The organism is Microcoleus sp. N3A4 (genome assembly GCF_036701805.1).
GTDB lineage: Bacteria > Cyanobacteriota > Cyanobacteriia > Cyanobacteriales > Microcoleaceae > Microcoleus.
The window spans coordinates 19754-42653 of the sequence record NZ_JAUBRJ010000059.1; the positions used below are offsets into that span (position 1 = coordinate 19754).

At 46.6% G+C, this 22900-nt stretch carries 21 protein-coding genes; 10 read left to right on the top strand and 11 right to left on the bottom strand.

Annotated features, from left to right (window positions below; genetic code table 11):
- Window positions 1–25: 25 nt before the first annotated feature.
- Window positions 26–940, top strand: coding sequence for a M23 family metallopeptidase (locus QUA56_RS26880; protein WP_333364071.1), 915 nt, complete (start codon window positions 26–28; stop codon window positions 938–940).
- A 328-nt stretch (window positions 941–1268) separates the two neighbouring features.
- Here the strand turns inward: QUA56_RS26880 and QUA56_RS26885 are convergent, their stop codons facing one another.
- From QUA56_RS26885 to QUA56_RS26895, 3 genes are read right to left on the bottom strand one after another with little or no spacing between them, the layout of a single operon-like run.
- On the bottom strand, window positions 1269–2729 hold the full coding sequence (locus QUA56_RS26885) for a DUF1802 family protein (protein WP_333364073.1): 1461 nt from the start codon (window positions 2727–2729) through the stop codon (window positions 1269–1271).
- Between the two features lie 4 nt (window positions 2730–2733).
- Window positions 2734–4641 carry a hypothetical protein gene (locus tag QUA56_RS26890; RefSeq protein WP_333364075.1) on the bottom strand — a complete coding sequence of 636 codons (1908 nt, stop codon included), beginning with the start codon at window positions 4639–4641 and terminating at the stop codon, window positions 2734–2736.
- A 52-nt stretch (window positions 4642–4693) separates the two neighbouring features.
- Window positions 4694–5413: a hypothetical protein gene (locus QUA56_RS26895; RefSeq protein ID WP_333364078.1), complete on the bottom strand. Its 720-nt coding sequence runs from the start codon at window positions 5411–5413 to the stop codon at window positions 4694–4696.
- A 417-nt stretch (window positions 5414–5830) separates the two neighbouring features.
- On the opposite strand from QUA56_RS26895, the gene QUA56_RS26900 reads away from it, so the two are divergent.
- Complete coding sequence (locus tag QUA56_RS26900; protein WP_333364081.1) at window positions 5831–6310, top strand: rhodanese-like domain-containing protein; 480 nt, start codon at window positions 5831–5833, stop codon at window positions 6308–6310.
- 324 nt (window positions 6311–6634) lie between these two features.
- Here QUA56_RS26900 and QUA56_RS26905 read toward each other — a convergent pair whose 3' ends face one another.
- The 5 genes from QUA56_RS26905 to QUA56_RS26925 all read right to left on the bottom strand — a co-directional run bounded on the left by QUA56_RS26905 (window position 6635) and on the right by QUA56_RS26925 (window position 10333).
- Window positions 6635–7060, bottom strand: a complete 426-nt coding sequence (locus tag QUA56_RS26905) for an NUDIX domain-containing protein (RefSeq protein ID WP_333364084.1) — start codon at window positions 7058–7060, stop codon at window positions 6635–6637.
- 157 nt (window positions 7061–7217) lie between these two features.
- Window positions 7218–7949 (bottom strand): peptidase, encoded by a 732-nt coding sequence (locus tag QUA56_RS26910; RefSeq protein WP_333364088.1) that lies wholly within the window; start codon window positions 7947–7949, stop codon window positions 7218–7220.
- Window positions 7950–8110: 161 nt separating this feature from the next.
- Window positions 8111–8350: a preprotein translocase subunit SecG gene (gene secG, locus QUA56_RS26915; RefSeq protein WP_333364090.1), complete on the bottom strand. Its 240-nt coding sequence runs from the start codon at window positions 8348–8350 to the stop codon at window positions 8111–8113.
- A 133-nt stretch (window positions 8351–8483) separates the two neighbouring features.
- Complete coding sequence (gpmI, locus tag QUA56_RS26920; protein WP_333364093.1) at window positions 8484–10085, bottom strand: 2,3-bisphosphoglycerate-independent phosphoglycerate mutase; 1602 nt, start codon at window positions 10083–10085, stop codon at window positions 8484–8486.
- Window positions 10086–10201: 116 nt separating this feature from the next.
- Complete coding sequence (locus QUA56_RS26925; RefSeq protein ID WP_333364095.1) at window positions 10202–10333, bottom strand: hypothetical protein; 132 nt, start codon at window positions 10331–10333, stop codon at window positions 10202–10204.
- Window positions 10334–10546: 213 nt separating this feature from the next.
- Between QUA56_RS26925 and QUA56_RS26930 the strand changes: the two genes are divergently transcribed.
- The 4 genes from QUA56_RS26930 to QUA56_RS26945 all read left to right on the top strand — a co-directional run bounded on the left by QUA56_RS26930 (window position 10547) and on the right by QUA56_RS26945 (window position 14840).
- Window positions 10547–12040, top strand: a complete 1494-nt coding sequence (locus QUA56_RS26930; RefSeq protein WP_333364098.1) for a hypothetical protein — start codon at window positions 10547–10549, stop codon at window positions 12038–12040.
- Between the two features lie 312 nt (window positions 12041–12352).
- The gene (locus QUA56_RS26935) at window positions 12353–13114 is read left to right on the top strand and encodes an MORN motif-containing protein (protein WP_333364142.1); all 762 of its coding nucleotides are present in this window, start codon (window positions 12353–12355) and stop codon (window positions 13112–13114) included.
- A gap of 102 nt (window positions 13115–13216) precedes the next feature.
- A complete protein-coding gene (locus QUA56_RS26940) occupies window positions 13217–13930 on the top strand; it encodes an MORN motif-containing protein (RefSeq protein WP_333364100.1) in 714 nt (237 codons plus the stop codon).
- Window positions 13931–14219: 289 nt separating this feature from the next.
- The gene (locus tag QUA56_RS26945; protein WP_333364103.1) at window positions 14220–14840 is read left to right on the top strand and encodes a DUF6391 domain-containing protein; all 621 of its coding nucleotides are present in this window, start codon (window positions 14220–14222) and stop codon (window positions 14838–14840) included.
- A gap of 215 nt (window positions 14841–15055) precedes the next feature.
- On the opposite strand, the gene QUA56_RS26950 is transcribed toward QUA56_RS26945, so the two are convergent.
- Window positions 15056–15826: a Uma2 family endonuclease gene (locus tag QUA56_RS26950; RefSeq protein ID WP_333364105.1), complete on the bottom strand. Its 771-nt coding sequence runs from the start codon at window positions 15824–15826 to the stop codon at window positions 15056–15058.
- A 194-nt stretch (window positions 15827–16020) separates the two neighbouring features.
- Between QUA56_RS26950 and cax the strand changes: the two genes are divergently transcribed.
- Entirely contained in the window at window positions 16021–17118 is a 1098-nt protein-coding gene (cax, locus tag QUA56_RS26955; protein ID WP_333364107.1) for a calcium/proton exchanger, read from the top strand.
- A gap of 128 nt (window positions 17119–17246) precedes the next feature.
- Here the strand turns inward: cax and QUA56_RS26960 are convergent, their stop codons facing one another.
- A complete protein-coding gene (locus QUA56_RS26960) occupies window positions 17247–17963 on the bottom strand; it encodes a Uma2 family endonuclease (RefSeq protein WP_333364109.1) in 717 nt (238 codons plus the stop codon).
- 697 nt (window positions 17964–18660) lie between these two features.
- Complete coding sequence (locus QUA56_RS26965; protein WP_333364111.1) at window positions 18661–20322, bottom strand: DUF655 domain-containing protein; 1662 nt, start codon at window positions 20320–20322, stop codon at window positions 18661–18663.
- Between the two features lie 190 nt (window positions 20323–20512).
- Between QUA56_RS26965 and QUA56_RS26970 the strand changes: the two genes are divergently transcribed.
- The 3 genes from QUA56_RS26970 to QUA56_RS26980 all read left to right on the top strand — a co-directional run bounded on the left by QUA56_RS26970 (window position 20513) and on the right by QUA56_RS26980 (window position 22848).
- Window positions 20513–20917 (top strand): DUF7682 family zinc-binding protein, encoded by a 405-nt coding sequence (locus QUA56_RS26970; protein WP_333364114.1) that lies wholly within the window; start codon window positions 20513–20515, stop codon window positions 20915–20917.
- Window positions 20918–21116: 199 nt separating this feature from the next.
- The gene (locus QUA56_RS26975) at window positions 21117–21575 is read left to right on the top strand and encodes a four helix bundle protein (protein WP_333364117.1); all 459 of its coding nucleotides are present in this window, start codon (window positions 21117–21119) and stop codon (window positions 21573–21575) included.
- Window positions 21576–21657: 82 nt separating this feature from the next.
- Complete coding sequence (locus QUA56_RS26980) at window positions 21658–22848, top strand: cysteine desulfurase family protein (protein WP_333364119.1); 1191 nt, start codon at window positions 21658–21660, stop codon at window positions 22846–22848.
- The last annotated feature ends 52 nt before the right edge of the window (window positions 22849–22900 follow it).

Consider the following 22900-nt stretch of genomic DNA (forward strand, 5'->3'; position numbering starts at 1 on the left):
AAATGAATACTTTTTTTTCTACATAATGACCTTTAAACACTTATTTCCCCTCATTTGTGCACTAATTTGGTCGATCGCGCCCGTTGGGAAAACGGCGGCAAATACCGAGCTCCCACCTGCAAATCTTCCTTCAGGTACACCTGTAGAAAACCCCGACCCCGCCCGCGATTGCCCGAGCCCGGCGATGTCTCGGTTGCGCCGCCACACTGCGGCCCAGGGCGAAACCATAGAAAGCATCGCGCGGCAGTACAATGTGATGCCTGCGGCGCTGATCGGGATAAATCCGATGTTGCGGGGAGGTCGAGTCTCTGCCGGAAGTGCGATCGTCATTCCTCCGTACAGCGGCATCGAGGTAGAAGTGCCTGCGGGCTGGAATTGGCAAAAACTGGCAGAACGTTACAAAGTACGCGCAGATTTGCTATTTGAGGCGAATGGGTGCAGGCCTTTAGGGCAAACAGTGTTTGTGCCTGCGGTGAATAGGTCGATCGGGCCTTCTGCAAATCCCGATGCAACACCCTCCGTGCAAGGATTTCCGTTGCCCGCCCCAGCGGTGGAAGCTTTGCGTTACGGGCGGCAGTGGCATTCGGTGCGCCGCGAATTTTTTTTCCACAGCGGCGTAGATTTTTTAGCGTCGGAGGGTACGCAGGTTTTGGCGGCGGGGGAGGGGACTGTCGCCTTTGCCGGGCCGCAGGGGGATTACGGGAATTTAGTGGTGGTGAACCATCAAGCGGGTAAGCAAACGCGCTACGCTCATTTGAAAGATATTGCCGTAAAAGTCGGTCAAAAAGTGCAGTCTGGAGAAGTTTTAGGAACTGTGGGGAGGACGGGGAAACGGGACATTCGGCAATCTCATTTGCATTTTGAAGTTCGGTACAATTCCGGTTTGGGTTGGGTTGCTGAAGATCCGCTGCTTTATTTGCAAGCGACTATTAAAAAATAGGACTTACGCAGGCACGCTATAAGTAGGGTGCTTGTGTTTAGACGATTGCTACTGATTGAGTCGCTCTCTAAAAATTGTTCTATATGAAGTTAGAACAGGATTTACAGCATATTCCAGGTTGATGAAGTACAGTAGCCGCTATATTTATATTGTGTGATGTTAATATGTAGGGTGCGTCGCTGCGACTTTTAAATGGAACTTGCAGATTGATCGGTGGCGACGCACCTTACTACAAGATTGTGTGTACTACATATACATGGAATATGCTGTAATATCAAGTCCGATCGATCGCATAGGGGGTAAAAAGTGCGATCGACCTTTTTTAGTCTCAATCATCTAGCGGCAAGTCGCGCAGGAAATAAAAGCGATCGCGCCCTAAATGCTCGCCTTTAATTCGCCCTGCATAACCTGTCAGCGGAGAAGAAAGTTCTACTAACATTTCGTGCAATTCTTCGCGGGACAACTTCTTCGGCGGGTTAGACATTGAATACGCGCCGCTAAGAGCATCGACACTTGCTCGTTCAGAACCAGAAATTTCGTGATACTTTTTCAGAATAGAAAGAACGTGCGATCGCACTTTAATTTCTTGTTCAACCTGCTCAATATATTTAGCAACTCGATCATCAGATTGCCCCGGTTTTAAGTATTCTTTCAGTTTAAATAAGTCCACCGAGTTAGGATAGTTGCTTTGAAGTTTAACCAGTTTTTCCAGCGTCTCAGGGTTCATAATTGCCATACCGTGTACTTTGGCTGCATCCATAAGTTGAGTAGTTGGAAAGCCAGGGCCAATAATCAACTTAGTTGCTTTTGCGAGTGTTTCTTGATCTTTGAGCCGTAGCGTTCCTAAATTCAGCAATTGAACTGCTGTATCGTTAGGGATTTTTTTACCGGCTTTGCACTCGCCAACTAAGGGGTAAGGTTTTGAGCATAATAAATCTAAGCCGCCAGCACCACCTTTGTGAGCATAATCTATGGTAAATCCCAAAAACTCAAGGCTATCGCGCACTACAATTTCAAAGTCTGTTCCTGCTTGATAGTTGCTTTTGTTTGTATCTAGTTCTTTGGTGCGATTTCCCAAAGCTGCTATGGTATTTATCCAAGCTAAATCGCGTTTGATTGGTTTTACAGGCTTGTCGCTACTCCAACCTAGAAATATTTTGATTTCTGCGTCTAGTTGTTTGGCTTTTGGGTTGGTGGTGGATAAATGGACTAATGCACTTTGCAACTCTTCCAATTCTGGATGTTCTGGCGGCTCTAGGTTTTCCAGCTTTTGACGGCGTTTAGCAAAGATAGACTCGCTCAACACAGGCGTTGCATCAGTAACATTTAGAGACTTTGGCAAAGATACAAAATTGGCGCTGGGATGCACAGGCATTTCCAGCGGCTGAGGCAGCAAATAGACGCGAAGATGAGCTAGAAAAATATAACGTCGTTGCTGGAGAGTTTGCTGTAATGCCTCTGTTGTCCAGACTGTCAACTGCGACACAGCCTCTAATGATTCTGGATCGTTTAGTATTTGGCAGAATTCGCACTTAGCCCAAGCTTTTATCAAAATCGTCTCAGAAGTTAACTGAGAAAATGAGGTTTTAGCAATTGGTAAAAAACTCGATCGGTAGTATTGCTCATGGGGGAGCAAATTACTCGATATATTGGCTGAATATAGGGCAAATGACCTACCAGGCTCGATGAAAATTCGAGGCATGGCTGCAATCACTCGCCCTTCGATTAAGGCTTCCACATCTGGCGCAGGTAACTGCAAAGCCGTATCAACAAAAACAGAATAACTCATCCACTTATTGACCTAATAATTTATCAAGTGCTTCGTCGAGGTTGTTAATTTCCGTTGTATCAGATATGAATGTACTTTCAGCTATCTCATTTTCATCAACTAACCCATCAGGAATCTGACCCGATGGATCGCTAAGAATTTCACAAATTATATAATTTTCAGTCGCGAGTTTTTTCTGAACAATAAACTCCAGTATTTTCTCTTCGGTTACATCGTACTCTGTGCGAGCTTTGTTGACCAAATAAATGGCTAAGAGAGGCTTGATATCTTCACTTGCAAGCTTGACAAATTCTCCACCTAGTTCTTGAGAAAGAAGTTTATCCAAACACTGTTTTCCTACAGTCTTCGGTTTAACATCTTTAGAACGAACTAAACAACCGCGAGTCATATCAAACTTTTGATACTCAATTAATCGCTTTAATGCGGCACTGACAAACTTTGCCCCAGATTCTTGGACAACTGCTACTACTATCTTGACAGACTTTCCATTTTCTTTGCCTCGAATTCTAAAGTGGAGATAACCTTTGTCTACAGCTTTAGTTTGTACCTTTTCAATCTCCTCAACTTGCATTCGTTCCACAGTCTCCCCTTTGACTGCAAGGAAGGCCAAATATAGAGCCTCGGCTAAAATATTGCTATCGTCAAAATATTTGTCGATTGTTCCCTCAAGTGCATTCAGTTCGTTGTTGAAAGCAAGTTCAACTTGATGGAGTGGATCTGCTGCTGTTGGCGGTGGAGTAGGATCGTTAGGTACTTTCCAATTCTTAGCACACTCTTCTAAAACTTTTCTGACAATTAATTTTTCCTTTCCCAGTTCTCTTAATTCACCTTCCTGAAAAGGATAAACGGGATAAGGTGGAGTTAAACCTTTACTGTCATAAAATTCTTTGAGCCATTGAGAAACTAGAGTCACTACATCATCAGCATTCAAATACTGTAAATCAAAAATCTTTTCACCCATTCTAGCTGTGACTGACTCGGCCTGGGGTAATGCTCTAATTTGAAATTGCCAAGTTTCATCAAACATAGCTGTCATTAAGACACCTCGTTTAATTTTACCGTACAGGTCTTTTACTAAGAGCGCGACGACCTGCGCCCTGTTGAAACCAGCTTCATTCCGATCTACACTCTCTAACTCATCAAAGCCAATTACTAGAGTTCTGTAATCACCGATTAAGTCTAAAATTTGGCAAACAGTCTGAAATGCTTCGCCTTCTTTATCCTCTTCCGTAGAATTTGGTAAACCCATTGCATCAGCTTGTGCTTGTGCCAAAGCTTTTCCAGACAGCCAGTTGGTTGCAAAGCTCACCTTATCTGAAGCAAGTGTCCACAGAATAGCCTGGATCAAATAAGGATTTTCGATGTTTGACTTCAGTTGAAGCACTTTTTCAGTTAAGCGATCGACTAATTTAGGATTTTTAGCTAATGCCCCCGAAAATTGCTTGACTAAATTTTGAGGTATGTGAGTTTTTCCTAATGCCTCATTGATCAAAGCAGTTGCTAATTCTTGCCACTGCATTACCCCTTCGTTACCAATCTGTTTCAGGCTTAAAGACAAAGTGTTTAAAAAGTTAGCATGGACTCGGTTTAAGTTTCCATAGTCTACGTCGCTCATATAAACAAATAAAGAACCACCTTCATCTAGAAGGCGGCTGCGAATCCGACTGATTAGGTGGCTTTTTCCTAGACCTTTTTCAGCTTTGATCGTGATGCCACTAACTGTGCGATACCCGGCGCGGATTTGCTCTATCGCCTGAAAGATAGCATCAGAGGCATGAGCATTGATAGAAGGAACGTCAGGAAAACTTGGCTTCCAAATATCATTGCTCCTGACTATTAACGATCTGTCAAAAGGGTTTTGACTTGCAATAGCTTTATTGAGGTCGGGGATTGAGGAGTGAAAGTTATTCATCGTTTTGTGCGTGTGTGAAGATAAAGGAGCGAATGCAACTAACTCAAGTTAATTAGGTTAAACGCTTGACATAGCAGCGCAAACCGTTCACTTTTGTGGTGATAGAATCTTCGATTTTGTCGGGGGCGCTGTCTTCTACACTGCCACCTATAAGTTGGAGAATATCTTGAGCCTGCATTTCCAACAGCCACTCATTGAACTGAGATCGCCCTACCCTTTCCCCGATCGCCCGCCGCATCCGATAAATCGGCACTAAATCATCTAAGTTATAATCCCGGTTCAAGCTGTCATACACATCGATCGCCACAGCCTTAAAATCCTCATAGGATGCGATCGCCCCTACATCCCCCTTCCCTTTCTCAACACCAACACCCGCCGCACCATCCTGATGCCGAATCCACTTCAACAAAGAATTTCCCAGCCGAGTACCAATTTGAGAACCGTCAAACTCAAACAGAGAATCCCGACTTTTCAAACCATCCGCTAAAACTTCTTTCCCTTTCGCGCTCAATTCCACCAGCGTCACCCGATTTACCAGCGAATACTCGATCGCCCCAGTCGCCTGCAACTCGCCCAGCACTCCCACATATCTCTGACTTGTCTCATTAGTGCGAACAATCCGCTTAGTCAAATCCCCCTTTTTCACCTTCATCTTCCCGCCGCTCAAATCCCACAGATTCAGCAGTACCCGCACTTTCGCCTTCGCATCCCAAACCGCTTGCTCTTCGGCTGTCAAAGTCTTAGACACCGCAATTTCATCTTTCTCAGACATATTCAGACCCTTAAATACTTGTTCTTACTATCAAATTTTATCAGAAATCTTGCTGACAAACATCTCAACTTTTCCGCAAAATCCCTAGCGACGCTGGACACAACTTAGGCAAATTTCATTTAAAAATAATTCGGATTGACTAAAATGCGCTCCTTCGATAATAAAATAGCGAATCAAACGAGCGATCGCAGTTCAATTTCTCCGCAGCAAATACGATCGAAACCATTTTAAGCACAGCCCGCTACCTCCTAGCAACCTCAACAAAGATAGCGCTCTCAACTGCTGCTAATAACCAGCAGTTGAGAGCGTAACTGCAACTTTAGTTCAATGCTCGATTCTGCCTTTAGAAAGACGAATTAAACTTAGGCATCTTGTTACATTGCAATAGCAATCAAAACATTCAACAACAGTTTAGCCATGAAAACTATTCCCGACAAAATTTCAGACATCAAAGAAAAACTACCCGATTTGACTCCCACCCCCCCCGGTTTAAAAGCTCAAGCATCTAGCCACGACCTCAAAGCCCGTTTAGATTGGGGCGAACCCGGACTCACAATCATCGACGCCCGTGACTTTGAAACCTTCGCCAAAAGCCACATTACCGGCGCCGTACCGATGCCAATAGATGAATTAGTCGATCGAGCAAACTCCAGTTTAGAACCCATCCGCGACATCTACATCTACGGCGAAAACGACGAACAAACCGCCGAAGCTGCTAATCTTCTCCGCGCAGCAGGCTTTAGAAAAGTCGCCGAACTAAAAGGCGGAATTCCTGCTTGGAAAGCCATCGACGGCCCCATCGACGGCGCAGTCGAACATGACAATCCCGGCCCCGACGCCTACAACGTTTTCTCTCGCTTGCAACACCACGCCCAAGCCCAGAAAACCAACAAATAATCTCAGATTGGCGGCATAATTCGCCCACAGAATCTGACACTTAATAAACCCGGTATCGCAAAAGTTACCGGGTCTTTCTATCAGAACTTATACCAAATCCGTCTTAAATTTTATTAGTCTCTTAGAGAGAGACTTCGTTGATATAGTAGCGGTTTCAACCGCCGATTTTTAATACCAATTCTCAAAACTCATGCAACAGTATCGCTCCGGGTGCGTCGCCCTCAAAAATCTTAAATAATATCCACAATCTTTGAGCGACGCACCTTACACAATATTTCAGCAAACAAACCCACACTCATTATTGTTGCTTTCTGGAGGCGAGAATTAGTATAACTTCCTGCCATCCAAATATGCCTTAACTTCCCCGAACATTTGGCGATTTGCATCAAAAGTAATCCGCTTAACAGCTTCCTCAACAGAAAGCCAAGCAGAGTTTTGAACTTCCTCCTCTTGCAAAACAACTTCCATCGACTTGACAAAACCTAAAAAATAAGTTACAGATTTTTCAATCTGCTCCCCATCCTTAACAAAAGAATAGTGTTCTGTAAAAGTCGGCTCATCCAGCATTTCAAAATCCGATATACCAGTTTCCTCCTCAAATTCCCGCCTTGCCGTTTCCGCAGGAGATTCCCCCGGATTCGCGTGACCTTTCGGAAACGCCCAATGTCCCGCTTGATGTTGAATCAACAAAAACAAAGCATCAGCTTCCTTTCCAAAAATCGGCACAATCCCAAAACATTCATCTTTCATATTTTTTATATTTCCTATTAAGAACGTAATATCATTTCCGCTGGCATCGGAATAATATATTTGGGTGATGTTCAGTGCGAGCGTCCCCGCTCGCTACCAAACTCGCGAGCGGGACGCTCGCACTACATAATTCCGATGCCGCTAGATTTGATATTACTTACAAACCCCACCCCAACCGAGTCTGCTGTTCGTAAACCCGCTTCAAAGTATTAACATCTCTAGCCGAAATAAGCGGAGGATTTCTCACTTGAGAAAAATAAAGCACGTCAGTTTCCATCAAACTGTGGCCCCAAATTCCCAAAGCGTGACCCAACTCGTGGCGCGCCGTCGCCGGAACATACTTGCCAACTTGATTCGGATTCAAATAAACCGAAAACCGATGAGATAACACAGTTTTATCCCCATCCAGACGGGCGTACAATTCATAGGTAGCCTCTCCAGAGCGCGATCGCAAAACCCCTTGACGCAAAGGCGGAGCCCGACGTAAAATTTTAATATCAGCCACCTCCGAACTATCCACCACTTCCAAAGGCAAATAAACCCCCCATTCCCGCACAACATCCAACACAGCCGCCACCCATTCTTCAGACTTATTAGCATCAACTGGACGCTCAACATAAACCTGAATCGGAAACTTCGACCACAGCAAATGACCGAAATTCGGTGGCTTAACCTGGTCAAAATAATCACCGCTATCGGTGGAATCTTGCCAATTCGCCAGCGTTGGCGGCAAAGGGTGAACCTGTGGATTCGGCAAACTATTCGGGAGAGAAGAAAGAGTCGCCGCCGGAGTATTAACCTGAGTCAAAATTATCAGGCTAAAACAACATACAGCCAATCCCAAACCTGCCAGCAATCGAGGTTTTACCGTAACTTTCCACAACCGCATTTTTGCAACCGCACTTAAATTTCATCAGGGCGGGCTAGAAGCCCACCCCACAATATTTATTTATGTGGCACGGGCGGCGGGCTAGAAGCCCACCCCACAATATTTATTTATGTGGCACGGGCGTCTCGCCCGTGAGCTATCTGCGGTTAAAAATCCTAATTTTATAACTTAGGGGTCAACCAACCAGCACTCAAAATCACAGTCAAACCCATAAAAACAATAGACAGACCCCAAGTAATCCGGTTCAGACTCGTTTCCGCACTCTTGGCGCTGGTAAACAATTGAGCTTGTCCGCCAATCCCTCCAATGCCATCGCCTTTAGGACTGTGCAGCAACACAAAAACCACAAGTCCTAAAGCAGACAAAGACCAGATAACTTGTAACACAGCAACAATATTCATAATCAGCCGTAATTGGTAATTAGTAATCGGTAATCAATCATCTTATCAAATCCGGTCGATCGCGCACATCCAGTCGATCGCGCACAATTAATTTAGGACACGGCAGTGCCGTGTCCCTACTGCTGCGTCCCTACTACAACCGGACTCGCACCGGAGTGCGATTGGCGCGAACTTCAAAATCAGCCGATCGTATCATAGAGCGTCCCGTCATCTCCGGGGGCTGAGGCAACCTCAACAGCTCCAGAATCGTCGGGGCAATATCAGCCAAACAACCGTCCGCCCTCAGAGGAACATCCGTTCCGTGACCCGGAATCTTCAGACCTTCGCCTTCCACCAGAATAAACGGAACCGGGTTAGTAGTGTGAGCCGTCCAGGGATTCCCGTTCTCGTCAAACATCAACTCAGCATTGCCGTGGTCAGCAATAATAATTGCCGTTCCCCCAGCTTTAATAATGCCAGCCAACAGCCGCCCCAAACATTTATCCACAGTTTCGATCGCAATTATCGTCGCATCCATCATCCCCGTATGACCGACCATATCCGGGTTAGCGTAGTTAATCGCCACAAACGAATAAATCCGCTTTTCCAAAGCCGCCAGCGCCACATCCGTCACCTCGGCCGCCGACATCTCCGGCGCCTCATCGTAAGTCGCCACCATCGGGCTCTGCACCAATTCCCGGTCTTCCCCTGCAAAAGGCTCTTCCAGACCCCCATTAAAAAAATAAGTCACGTGAGCGTACTTTTCAGTTTCCGCCGTCCGCAACTGCCGCAAACCGTGCTTAGAAATCACCTCGCCCAGAATATTGTTCAAATTCTGCGGTTCAAAAGCCACCATTACCGACGACAACTTCGGGTCGTACTGAGTAAAACTCCCAAATGTCAGCGGCTCAATTAACTGCCGTTCAAACCCATTAAAAATGGGAGACACAAAAGCCTGAGTCAATTCTCTAGCCCTGTCCGGGCGAAAATTAAAGAAAATTACCCCATCGCCGGATGCCACCGCCCCCCGAGCAATCCGAGTCGGAACTGCAAACTCGTCCGTCACTCCTTCAGCATAAGAGGCCAGCAACACATCAACAGCCGATCGACCGTCAGGAGCACCCTCAGTCGTCATCACCTCGTAAGCGCGCTGCACCCGATCCCAGCGCTTGTCCCTGTCCATCGCGTAGTAGCGGCCGCTGATGGTCGCAATCCGACCGACCCCTACCTGTTCGATATAACTTTCAATCTTTGCTAGAGCTTCTACACCCTCTTTCGGAGTAGTATCGCGGCCGTCTGTAATCGCGTGAATGCACACTTCAGAAATTCCCTGTGCCTTTGCTAATTTCAGCAAACCCAAAATGTGACTGAGATGGGAATGAACTCCGCCTTCAGAACAAAGACCGGTTAGGTGCAATTTGCCGCCCGTGGCGCGGACTTTCTCGCAAAGCTGAACCAGGGCCCGGTTGTTGAGCAAAGAACCGTCTTCGACGGCATCCGAGATCCGCACCAACTCTTGAGGAACCACGCGGCCCGCGCCCAGATTCAAGTGACCGACCTCCGAGTTACCCATTTGTCCGTCAGGAAGCCCTACCGCCCGGCCCGACGTGTGAATCAGAGTTCTGGGATAAGCTGCCCAGAGACTGTCCATCACGGGTGTTTTTGCAGCGGCGATCGCATTTCCGTCTTTTTCTTCACGATAACCCCAGCCGTCTAGAATAATCAGCACTACAGGAGATACAAACGCTTGTGCCATGCGAATACCTTATTTTGTAAGTATAATTTTTCAGTTAAGTAGACAGAATATATTATGAAGTGAAATTTTGATCTACGCTATCAGAACGGAACATTAGCATAATTCACGGTCAGATGTCAAGAATATTGAGCGTGAGGAAAACAATTTTGCATTTGCCCGATCGCCCATGCTTTCATAATGGTGAGGGCGAGTGGAATTAAGTCTTGGAGAACTTGGCAATTGTGATGCGATCGCATAACATCGAACACAGATATAGCGGTTTTCAGTGGAGTGAAGTACAGATGTCCGGTAGGGACACGGCACTGCCGTGTCCCTAAAGTCCAGCCGTGTCCCTACAGCCGTCTGTTGTATTTCATAGAATTGAAAACTGCTATAAACAGATAAACTGAGAGCGACAACTGGCTGTACTTGCTTTAGCCTGGTTGGATATCTTGAAATTAAGGAGTGAGGGGCGATCGGCAATGCACAAACTTTTATATTTTGCGACTATAGGACTACTAGCTTTCTCGATCGCAGGCTGCGGTGGCGGGGGAGGCGACACAGCCAGCCCCAGCCCCAGCCCCAGTGCAGCTTCTCCGTCTCCGGCAGCCTCTGCCAGCCCCACCCCAGGAACTCAGGCTTTCCAGTCTCCAATAGTAGCCGCCCAGCCTCCCGGGTTAATTCGATCGACCAACCCAGACGAACGAGCAAGACAGGCTCAAACAAATATTGGCGACAAAAAGGACAGGAATCCAACGCTTCCGCTTCAGCCGGTGCCCCAAGGCCCTTTGACCGCCAATCCTTCTCAGGTAGACCCCTTTGGGCCGCTGCCGCCGATCGCATTACAAATCCCTCCGGGAGCAGGCGGAGTCGGTGGGATGACCTCAGCACTCCCCAAACTCCCACAGCGACAAGTAGCCGTGCTACCCCAACTGCCCGAGTTCTTGGCTCCCCCCCCAATTGGAGCGCCCGTTCCAGGTACTGAGAGAGGACCCCAGATCCCTGGCCCGCGAGGAACTCAGCAAGTAGCAGCTCGCCCGGGAGACCCTTTACTTCCAGCAGGTAATGGAGCGCAACTTGGCTCGCCGCCCCAAGTTCCGGGGATCAATACTCCTCAGTTAGGTCGCGGTGGCAGAAATGGTTCCTTACCCGGAGGTAATGGGGCGCAACTTGGCTCACCGCCCCAAGTTCCAGGGCTAAATGCTCCTCAGTTAGGTCTCGGTGGCAGAAATGGTTCCTTACCCGGAGGTAATGGGGCGCAACTTGGCTCGCCTCCCCAAGTTCCGGGGCTAAATGCTCCTCAGTTAGGTCGTCTTCGTACATCCCCACCTGGACTCGAACCAATAGCAGCTAGACCAATAGGAGTGCCGGATCTGCCGGAACTGCCAGTAGAAAACCGCCCCCCCCAATGGAGAGACCCCAATGCCAGGGTAAGAAGAGGTACTAGCACCCGTACTCCTGGAACAGGGCCAATAGCAGCTAGACCCCAAAGTGCGCCGAAGCCGCAGACTCGCCGTCCGAGCCCACCGCGCCCGCCCCAGCCAATAGCAGCTAGACCCATAGGAGTGCCGGATCTGCCGGAACTGCCAGTAGACAAGCGCCCGCCCCAGTGGGTAGACCCAAATCCCCCGCCTCCTCCGCAGATCCCAGTAGTTCCGCCACCGCCTTCTACTGACCTAGCTACAGGCACTGAAGTCAGCGGGGTGGTAAAAGTGGGGAACGAGACGCAAGTGATTGTCAGAGTACCCAATGAACCAACAAGTCGATATGTCAAAGTCGGCCAGCGGCTGTCTAACGGGCAAGTGTTGGTGAAGCGTGTAGATCTCAAGCAAGGAGCCGATCCGATCGTGATTCTGGAGGAAAACGGCGTTGAGGTTGCCAAAGCTGTTGGCGAAAAACCCGCAAGTCGCCAACAACAACCCGCTAATGCAGTGATTAGCCGTTTGCCAATTACTAATAGCTCATCGCGACGCTGAAAATTGACACTAAAGCATGAAAAATGCTAAAGGCAAAAACTTTAATTTTTGCCTTTTTGCATTTAAGACCGATCTCGAATCTGAATGTAAAATTAATAGAGGGATTAAAAAATAGAAGACATTTCAGCGAGTCTTCGCTTCTAGAAAATCCCTATTAGTAATTGAAATCAAAGGAGATTTATCATGCTCGGTTCAATCTTACATCTTGCACCATTCTCAAGAACAGGGAAGATGCCTGTGAAGCGAAGAGTGAATTTTCTTGTGGGGAGTAGGGGTTGGGCATCCTGCCCGCCCCGATCGGGATTATTGCAAATGGTGCAAGATGTCAGTTCAATTCAAAAATTAGGGATGGCGATATTAGTTGCTGCTGCTATCGGCGGTGCTGGTCATCTGTTTAATCCCCAGCCGTCAATGGCTCAGCAAAAAGAAGAAACAAAAAAAGAAGAAGGAAAACGCCCTCCCATCTGCCAAGGCAACCCTCCTACGGGAAGAGTGAAATGCAATTACGAGGGAGGCGATAACTACGAGGGAAGTTTCGTCAACGGCCTGCCCGACGGCAGCGGAGTCTACGTGTACGCTAATGGCGATCGCTACGAAGGACAATTTCGGAATGGAGTGCCAAATGGTAGAGGGACATTCATTTTTAAAGATGATGGCCGCTACACAGGCGTGTTCCAAGACGGCACAATGAGGTCTGGGACGGTCGTTTTCCCCAACGGCGAGCGCTACGTCGGAGACTTCGCAGTTGTCAGGAACATTCAGACTAATGCCATTAGCAGCCAACCCGCAGGGCGGGGTCAATTTTTTTACTCGAACGGCGATCGCTACGAAGGACAATTCTTTGCAGGCTCGCCCTTTGGCCCGGGGGTATTGGTGCGCGTAGACGGCACTCGCTGTTCCGGCAGGTTTTTCAATCAAGAACTTGACGCTAGTGTCACCTGCACTTTCCCCAACGGTACGCGCTATGAAGGAGAATTGCGAAAGGGAGTGCCTCACGGTGTCGGAACGATGATCGATGCTAGCGGCAGGCGCTTTCCGGGGGTATTTCGCAACGGCAAGCCCGGACTTTCGTAAAGGATAAATTGAGGTTTTCAGGCAACTTTTGACAACAAATCGGACAAAAGGCAAAGGACAGAAGAAAATAATATCTAACAGCGCATAGGAGAAAGTTGATTAATGATTTCCCGTTTTAAAACCAGTGGAATCGCTTTATTAGTTGCATCAGTGTTGGGAATTGGTAGTGATGCCACTTATCCGTTTCCCTTAATGGCGCAAGGAACAGAAGCTAAAACCGGTCAGTGTGTGCCAAGTATCGCTACAGGTAGGGTCAGGTGCGATTATGACAGCGGTGATAGCTACATCGGACAGTTCGTTAACGGTTTGCCCAGTGGCACGGGGGTATACGTATATTCCAGCGGCGATCGATATGAAGGGCAGTTCCGTCTGGGTAAACCAAACGGTCGAGGACAATTTATATTTAAGGACGATGCCCGCGTCGAGGGCATATTCCGAGATGGCAAAATCAGCTCCGGGACAGCTATTTTTGTTAATGGCGATCGCTATGTAGGGCCGTTTTCTCTCGATCGAAAAGTAGGCGTGCCGACTGGACAGGGGCAATTCATTTTTGTTAACGGCGATCGGTTTGTCGGTCAATTTTTAGGGGGCAAACCTTTAGGTACGGGCTCGTTCACCCGCGCTGACGGCAGCCGGTGTTCGGGACAGTTCTACAGTCAAGAACTCGATGGCAAGGGTCGCTGTTCGTTCTCCAACGGTATCCGCTATGAGGGAGAGTTACGCAAGGGATTGCCTCACGGCAAAGGGACAATTATCGATACCAGAGGCCGGCGGTTTCCGGGAGTGTTCCGCGACGGCCAGCGGGTCGAACGATAAACTGGGAATAAGTGCGATCGGTTAGTAAGTAGTCGGACATAAATAAACGCGGTCATGTCATTGTTCGCTGTGTGAAGCAATTCGCTTGCGCTTTGAGATTGCGACGCACAGCGAACAATGACATTGTTTATTTTTATCCAGCTAATTAAGGGCAGATTGAGGGCTAACGATTTTTGCACAAAATCTGCCCTTGCTAGGTTTTAAAGTCAAAACTATTGATAATTTTTGACATACTTTTTCTCAACCGAATTGCTAATCTTAAATATCGACTTAATGGAGGCGTTTTGATATGACAACTACTGCTTCTGATTCCGGGCGCCCCGGCCAGTTTCCCTTCGACTTTGCCCCGCAACCGACTCAAGATGCCGACTTGTTGCGACAACTCGATTTTGTGCCGGGTTTGAAGGAAGTCTTGACTTTGCGCCAAGTTCATGCTTTGGAACACGCAACTGTTTGGGTACTCAGCCAATCTGGCGGTACGGCGACAGCAAGAGCCGATAATGAGTTATTGGGCGGGATGTCCACAGACCAAGGATTTTATCTCTACGGCCGCGTTAATACTTCGCAGTTGAGGGATGCCGTACAATCAGCTTTGTATCGAATCGCCAGTGGAGAGTGGGATTTGGCTGTGCATCCCCGCTGCGGCACTAATTTGTCGGTGGCAATGCTACTGACTGCTGGACTTGCTGTTGGCATTAATTTAGCCTTACCGCGAGGGCCGATTTTACAACTTTTGGGTTTGGGTGCAGCAGCAGCGGCGGCGGCTCAGTTAGCTCCTGATTTGGGAGCTCTGGCTCAGCGGTACGTCACAACTGCTATTCCGTTTAATTTGAGTGTTGTTGATATTACTGTAAGTCACGACTTCTGGGGACGCGAAGCTCATTTTGTTCGGGTGCGTTGGGTGGAATAGTTGCACAGTATCAAACCCGATCTATATATCTAACTCATCTGCGTTAATCTGTGTTAATCTGCCTGTATCTGCGGTTAAAAAAAGAGAATTTATGAACCGCAGATGACAAAGAATTGACGCGGATTCACGCAGGTGAAGAGAAGAGATATCTGAATAATTCCGATGAAGCGGGGATTTGATACAACTAACTCATAACATCTTTGTCATCCAAGCTCCTAAATGCGATCGGGATCTACTCCTAATTCTCGCAACCTCGCCGCCAATCTTTCAGCCCGTTGGCGCTGTTCATCAGCCCGTTGGCGCTCCACCGCAGCTTGCTGCTCGAGTTCCAGGAACCGAGCTTGTTCTGCTTTAATCAACCCTTCAACTAATGGCGGAGACAGTATTTCATTCACTGATAATGTCAGATTGGGAAATACTACAGACACCATTTGTTGCCCCCGCACAAAATCTGTTTGTGTATAGATGTCTTCACCTTCAGGAAAGGCTAAAACTCGCACCAGTTCCTTGTTAGGTGTAGGGTCAACAATTACATATTCTGGCACGTTAGCTAGTTCGTACTCTGCTCGTTTAATCACATAATCGGCGCGCCGATTTTGACTCACTACTTCTATCACTAACAGCGGCTTTTCCTCAAAATCGAGGATACCAGAACCTGGTCTAGCTGCTGCTTGTTCCAAAAGACTTTGAGTGCAAACAACTACATCAGGAATCCGAGATGTATCTTCTTCTGTTCTCACTCCTAAACTTGTTTTTGCTACTAAGTCAAGATTGCGTTCAGCTAGGTAACGCTGTAATTTGTAAACTAAATATTCGCAAATTTTGATATGTAAAACTGTTGCGGTTGGCATCGAAATTAATTTGCCTTTGTACAGTTCATATTGTAGCTCGGAATCAGTTTGATAAAATCGGTATTCTTCAAAGGTCAAGGTGGGTGAAGTATCAATTTGCTTTGATTCAACAACTGGCACTACAGATTGAGACATATCTTTTCACCGATGTCGATATAATTCTATTATATTCAATCTGCCTCGATCTGCGTGCATCTGCGGTTAAAAATTCCCAATTATCGATCGCACCTGCCGCCGGAATTGTCAGAGAATAGTTGCATAGTGTAAAATCAACTTTGCGATCGCCCCGACAACTAAAGCTCACAATTTCTTACACCATCCGAGTTCTTATGTCAATCAAAAAAATTCTGTCCATAGCATTATTAATTTTCATCCCCATTTCCATTGCCGCTGAGTATTTGCACTGGGGCTCCCTCGCAGTTTTCATCACATCCGCTTTAGGCATTATACCTCTGGCGATTTGGTTGAGCACAGCAACAGAAGAAGTGGCGATCGTTACAGGCCCCTCCATAGGCGGCTTATTAAATGCAGTCTTCGGCAATGCTACAGAATTAATTATTGCCATAGTTGCCCTGAAAGCCGGTTTAATTGACATTGTGAAAGCCAGCATAACCGGCACAATTATCAGCAACTTGCTCTTAGTCATGGGATTTTCCATGCTGCTAGGAGGAATCCGCTACAAAGAACAAGAATTTAAGCCAATTATCGCGCGGGTGAACGGTTCCACCATGACTCTAGCAGTGATTGCAATTCTGCTGCCGACAATGGTAATTTATACCTCTAATGGAGTCGATCCCGCAGCCATTCAGAATCTTTCCTTAATAACTGCGATCGTCCTAATTGCAGTTTACGCTCTAACTCTGCTATTTTCCTTAAAAACTCACAGCTATCTTTACGAAGTCGGCTTACTAGAACTAGAGTCAGAAAATCCTCAAAATACCGATGAATCTACTGCACACAAACCGAATTTGTGGCTGTGGATAGGGGTGCTAGTGGCTTCAACAGTTGCCGTTGCTTTTGAATCTGAAATTTTCGTTGGCGTTGTCGAAGAAACTACCAAAGGATTGGGATTGACGCCGCTGTTTACAGGGGTAATTCTGTTGCCGATTGTTGGCGGCGCGGCCGAATATGTAACTGCGGTGGGAGTTGCGATGAAAAACAATATGGATTTGTCAGTTTCTGTCGCGATGGGTTCTAGTTTGCTAGTTGCTTTGCTGGTAGCGCCGGTGTTGGTGATTATCGGATTAGTGATTCATCAGCCGATGGATTTAAACTTCAATCCGTTTGAAGTAGTTGCAGTTGCCATCGCAGTGACAATTGCCAATCTAATCAGTCTCGACGGGCGCTCTAATTGGCTCGAAGGAGTGCTGCTTTTAGCAACATATATCGTGTTAGCCGCAGCATTTTACTTTCATCCCATTACTTGATTTCTCGTTGAACAGGCAAGATGCCTGTTCCACAATAACTGAATTTTATTAACTGGTTCCCAAGAATAGTTTGGTAACGAGTAATGCCCGTAAAGTGCATTGCGCGGCAAGCGCAACGCACTTTACTGCTAAATAGCATCCGGGTCTATTCCCATCTCCCGCAAGCGTGCCGCCAGTCTGTCAGCTTGCTGCAATCGAGATTGTTCTTGTCTGATTAAATCTTCGACAAGTGGGGGAGATAGAATTTGATCTACTGATAAAACTAGATCGGGAAACTGCAAAGACACGATGTTTTGCCCAGGGACAAAATTCGCTTGCTCGTAAGCAGTTTCATTTTCTGGCAAAGTTACAACTCTCACTCTAGTCCGGTTAGGTTTCGGGTCTGCCATCCAATATTCCGGTACTCCAGCATTTTCGTATTCTGCTCTTTTTGTCACGTAATCTTGACGCTCGTTTTGGCTGACAACTTCAACAATTAACACTGGCGTTTCATCTAAATCGAAGACACCAGCACCGGGTCTAGCAAGCAGTTGTTCCCAAAGACTTTGAGTACAAACAATCACATCAGGAATGCGCGAGGAATTCTCTTCCGTTCTCACTCCCACATTGGTTTTTGCCACCAAATCGAGATTGCGTTCAGCTAAGTAACGCTGCAATATATAAACTAAGAATTCGCAGATGCTTGCGTGTAAAGCCGTTGCTGCTGCCATCGGTATTAATTTTCCCCTGTGAAGTTCGTAGAGAACGTCAGGTTCTCCCTCATAAACAAGATATTCTTCAAAAGTTAAGGTTGGCGAAGCATCAACTCGATCGTTTTCCGAAACAGGTAAAACAGACTGAGACATATTTATCCGCGCTCCGGTTTGAGTTCTGTGAATTAATTTTACACTTTCTGCTTAGTTGATAGTGTAGGTTGGGTTGAGAAACGAAACCCAACCTACGAAATTAATTTTACACTCTCTAATAAGCTGTGGAGCATTTAAACCATTAACGATCCAGGTAAGGTGCGTCAGCTAGAACACTTACTATACATGGGAAACGCTTATTACGCTCCGCACCCTACTATCCTCATTTAAATGCCGAACAGCTTATAGAGTTTGATAAGAAAGGACTGAAGTCCTGAGTCCGAACTTACAGCAGATTCCACATTTATGAAGTACACCCGCCTATCGTGAGCTTCCCTGTAGGGACACGGCACTGCCGTGTCCCTACACTTTACAAACCGGGAATACGCTGTAATACCAATTCTCACCTCCAGAAAGCAACAATGATGAGTGTGGGTTTGTTTGCTGAAATATTCTGCATCGGTGCGTCGCTCAAAGATTGTGGATATTATTTAAGATTTAATGGTGGCGACGCACCCTACATATACTATTGCATGAGTTTTGAGAATTAGTATAGCCTTTCTCAGGTAGATGAGGTATGAGTATTAATTGGTAATGGGAGTTGATGGCGGTGCTTACCTCACTTAACTACATAAGCACAATTAAGAGGGCTAGAGCATCGACTACGTACCTCACTTACTTGAGAACCGCTATATAACTACCAAGTTACTCGATCGCGCCACTTGTCTAGAGTCTTGTTTCCGACTCCTTCCAACCTTTCCACATCCTCCCACGACCCAAAAGGCTGCTTTTCCCGCGCTGCAATAATTCTCTCGGCTAACTTCGGGCCAACCCCAGGCAAAGTTTCCAATTCTTCCTGAGTCGCGGCATTCAAATTAATTAAATTTTTACCAGCAATTTGAGGTTTAGCGATCGCAGATTTTGATGCTGCTTGTAGCGAATCGCACTCTTTTTTCTTAGCGTCAATTTTCTGTTTAATTCGGGCGGGAATTCCCAAGACAGCACCTTTGTAAAGCCGATCGAACTCCCGCTCAAAATGGGCCGCAACTGTGGGACTATCGATCGCCAGCAGCGTCTCGTCATTCCCGTGATTTGCCGCCTCAGTCCAGTTGTGAGAACCTGTAAGCACCGTTTTGCCGTCCACAACGCCGAACTTGTGGTGCAGGCGATCGCCCATCGGTAACAGCGGCACTCCCACCGCAGTCAGCGGCTTTCTCCAAGGGCGATTGTCAGATTCTAACCGGCAATCTTCCATGAAAGTCGCACCCATCATATCCAAACCTTCACTGTAAGAGCGATAAATAAAATTAGACTCAATCAAAGCTCGCACCGCAACTCCCCGCCTAGCTTCAATTTCCAGAGTATTTGACAACCGTTGAGCCGAAAATACAAACAGTGCCAAATCAACCGACTTTTTCGCACTACCCAAGGTTTTGTTAATCAAACTGTTAACGCTTTTTTCCCAAGGCAAAATCTTGGAAGTCGGCGAAAATTGCACCGCAACAGTCGCATTCCCTACTCTCACTTTTTGTACTTGACGGAACGGCTTTTTGATGCCAAATTTGCTGTCGGGTTTGCCTCCGGGCCCGTCGCCCCACATGATGTTAAATTCTTGAGTAAATAGTTGCGCTAATTGAGCATTTTCTATTTTCAGTAAATTGTTCGCATTGCCGCGACTTGCTGCTGTTTTGAAATCGCCGTGTATATCGCTTGTTGTAAAATTGGCAGAAGTTACTATTACTGTTTTGCCGTCAATTACTACAAATTTGTGGTGCATCAAACCGCTGCCTTTACTGCCGTCAGCAGTATCGTCAATTACAGGAATCCCGGCATCCTTGACAATTACCAAAGCATCGCCTTGCTTGATTTCCTCGGCACTCAATTTGCCGTCTTTATTAGTATCGGCAAGTTGGACAAATTCGCTGTAGCGATCGCGCTCTCTTTCGGGTAATTTCGCCAACTCCTGGGCTGTAAAATCGCCAGGGGGGCGACTGTACAGATGTTCGACAATTAATCTAACTTTAATTCCCGATCGCTGCCGATCGGCCATCTTTTGGGCAATACCGGGCAAGCGAAACTCCTGAACCGCTACATCTACCGTCGATCCAGCATTAGCTACCGCAAAAGCGACCAACTTTTCTAAATCATCTCCAGGTCTAGTTTGCTGGCGGTAAGGCTCTGTATAACTCGAAGCGATCGACTGATTGAAGTATACTTGCAACAACGGGTCTTGAGGCAGCGGAGCCGGAGTGGGAGGTAAATTCTGCACGTCTTGCTTTGTTTGTCCGCAGCCCGCCAGACTGATCCCCAGCAACCCAGCACAACACAAACCCAGTAAATGATAATAAAATACAGTCACAAAAATTTAAAATTATTGAGGTTATTGGCTCACCCACAGTTCAAATATATTCGATAAAGTAAACTTAGAACCCATTAAATTTATGCAAGGGAATAGATTTTGCGTCTTGTAGGACTGCCTCGATGCCGGAAGCATCACTGGTAGGGTAGCAGCATTCAGGGGCGTGGGTCAAACCCGATACCGCTGCTTTATGGCTAAAAGAAAAAGAATTTTTCCGTGCGGTCACAAAGGATATGGTAAAGCGTGCCATCGCTGCAGCCAAGAGTTGGTGGCGCAGCAGCATTACGTTGAAGTAGTGCTGACAGAAAAACAAACCAAAAAACAAGAGAGGGAAGCATCATTTGCTAGAGATATCATCGATCTCAGAGGTCTGCCCGACCACGTAGTCACTAAAGCCCGCACAATTATAGCAGCTTTGGGCGAAAATAAGAATTACAGAGATTTCGGCGGCAAACGCCTGCGTCACAACCGTTTGATAATCAGTATTCCTGTAACGCGCAACTACAGAATGCTTTGTGAAGATTGCGGCACTTTCTTAATTCCCCAAAAAGTGTTGTCGCACGAAGACTACAACGTCTGCAAACCAGGAAGTTAGTCATCAGTTATTGGTTAGTTGTTATGGGTTAGTTGTTATTGGTTAGTTGTTATGGGTTAGTTGTTATTGGTTAGTTGTTATGGGTTAGTTGTTATGGGTTAGTTGTTATGGGTTAGTTGTTATGGGTTAGTTGTTATGGGTTAGTTGTTATGGGTTAGTTGTTATTGGTTAGTTGTTATTGGTTAGTTGTGCTTTTTTTTTGGAAGATGTTATAATTGTTCAATGTTCAAATTTTAAATGTATGGTTAGGTTTCAAGAGTTGCAGGTTTATCAATTAGCAGAGCAAATTTCTAATGAAGTTTGGTTGATTGTTCAATCCTGGGATTTCTTTGCTAAAAATACAGTGGGGCAACAATTGGTTAGGTCAGTCGATAGTATTGGTGCTAATATTGCCGAGGGGAATGGGCGGTATAACTACAATGATAATCAACGTTTTATCAAAATAGCCAGGGGGTCACTGCATGAAACAAGACACTGGTTAAGATTAGCTTGTGCCCGACACCTGTTAACCACCGAGCAAATCGAGCGCATAAAACCTTTAATAGACGAAGTATCTCCCAAACTCAACGCTTACCTAAACTCAATTCAAAGCAAAGCAAATACTCAAGCGTTGAAAATTAAGAAAATACCCAAAAGCAAACCACCCACAGACTCTTGACAAATAACCAATAACCAACAACCAATAACCAACAACAACTAACAACTAACAACTAACAACTAACAACTAACTCATTAAAATCATGCAAATTTACCTCGACTATAGTGCCACCACGCCCACACGCCCAGAAGCGATTCAAGCCATGCAAAAAGCCCTGACTCAGCAGTGGGGAAATCCTTCTAGCTTGCACGAGTGGGGACAAAGGGCGGCGACAGCTTTAGAATTAGCGAGAATGCAGGTTGCTAGCTTGATTAACGCGCTACCGGAATCGATGATTTTTACTTCCGGCGGCACTGAAGCGGACAATTTGGCAATAATGGGAATTGCCCGTCTTTATACAAAGCCGCAGCATATCGTTATCTCCAGCGTAGAGCATTCCGCAGTAGCAGAACCAGCGCGACAACTAGAACATTTGGGATGGGAAGTGACGCGCTTACCGGTGGATAAATTTGGGCGAATTCACCCTTTGGATTTGCAAGAGTCGCTGCGATCGAATACAGTGTTAATTTCAATCATTTACGGACAAAGCGAAGTTGGGACGCTGCAACCAATTGAGGCATTAGGACAAATTGCGCGCGATCGCAATATCATGTTTCATACCGATGCAGTTCAAGTTGCCGGCAAGCTGCCGATTGACGTGCAGAAATTGCCCGTAGACTTGCTTTCGGTTTCCAGTCACAAACTTTACGGGCCGCAAGGTGCGGGGGCGCTTTACGTGCGTCAAGGAGTAGAATTAGTGCCAATGTTAGGCGGTGGCGGCCAAGAATTGAAACTGCGTTCCGGGACGCAAGCGCTGCCGGCAATCGTCGGTTTTGGGGTGGCGGCGGAGTTAGCTTTGCAGGAAATAGATGTGGAAACGCCGAGGTTAATTGGATTGCGCGATCGGCTTTTTGACCGATTATCCCACGTACCCAGTTTAGTACCAACGGGCGATCGATATTATCGCCTGCCGCACCACGTCAGTTTTTGCATCGTCTCCCCTTCCTCCCGCCCTTACCAAAAGAGAGATACAGGGGGAATCACAGGCAAAACTTTGGTGAGACAGCTAAACTTAGCCGGAATTGGCATTAGTTCCGGTTCCGCTTGTAGCAGCGGCAAACTAACTCCCAGTCCGATATTATTAGCAATGGGATATGACGAAATCGGTGCAGTTGGTGGAATTCGCTTAACTCTAGGACGAGAAACCACAGAAGCTGATATTGATTGGACAGTAATTGCGATCGAGCAAATTTTGGATAGATTAATGCCCAAAGTAGCATTATCTAGGCGTTAGGAATGATTCGGCGATTGAAATCGCGTCTAAACACACAAAATCTGATTGATAT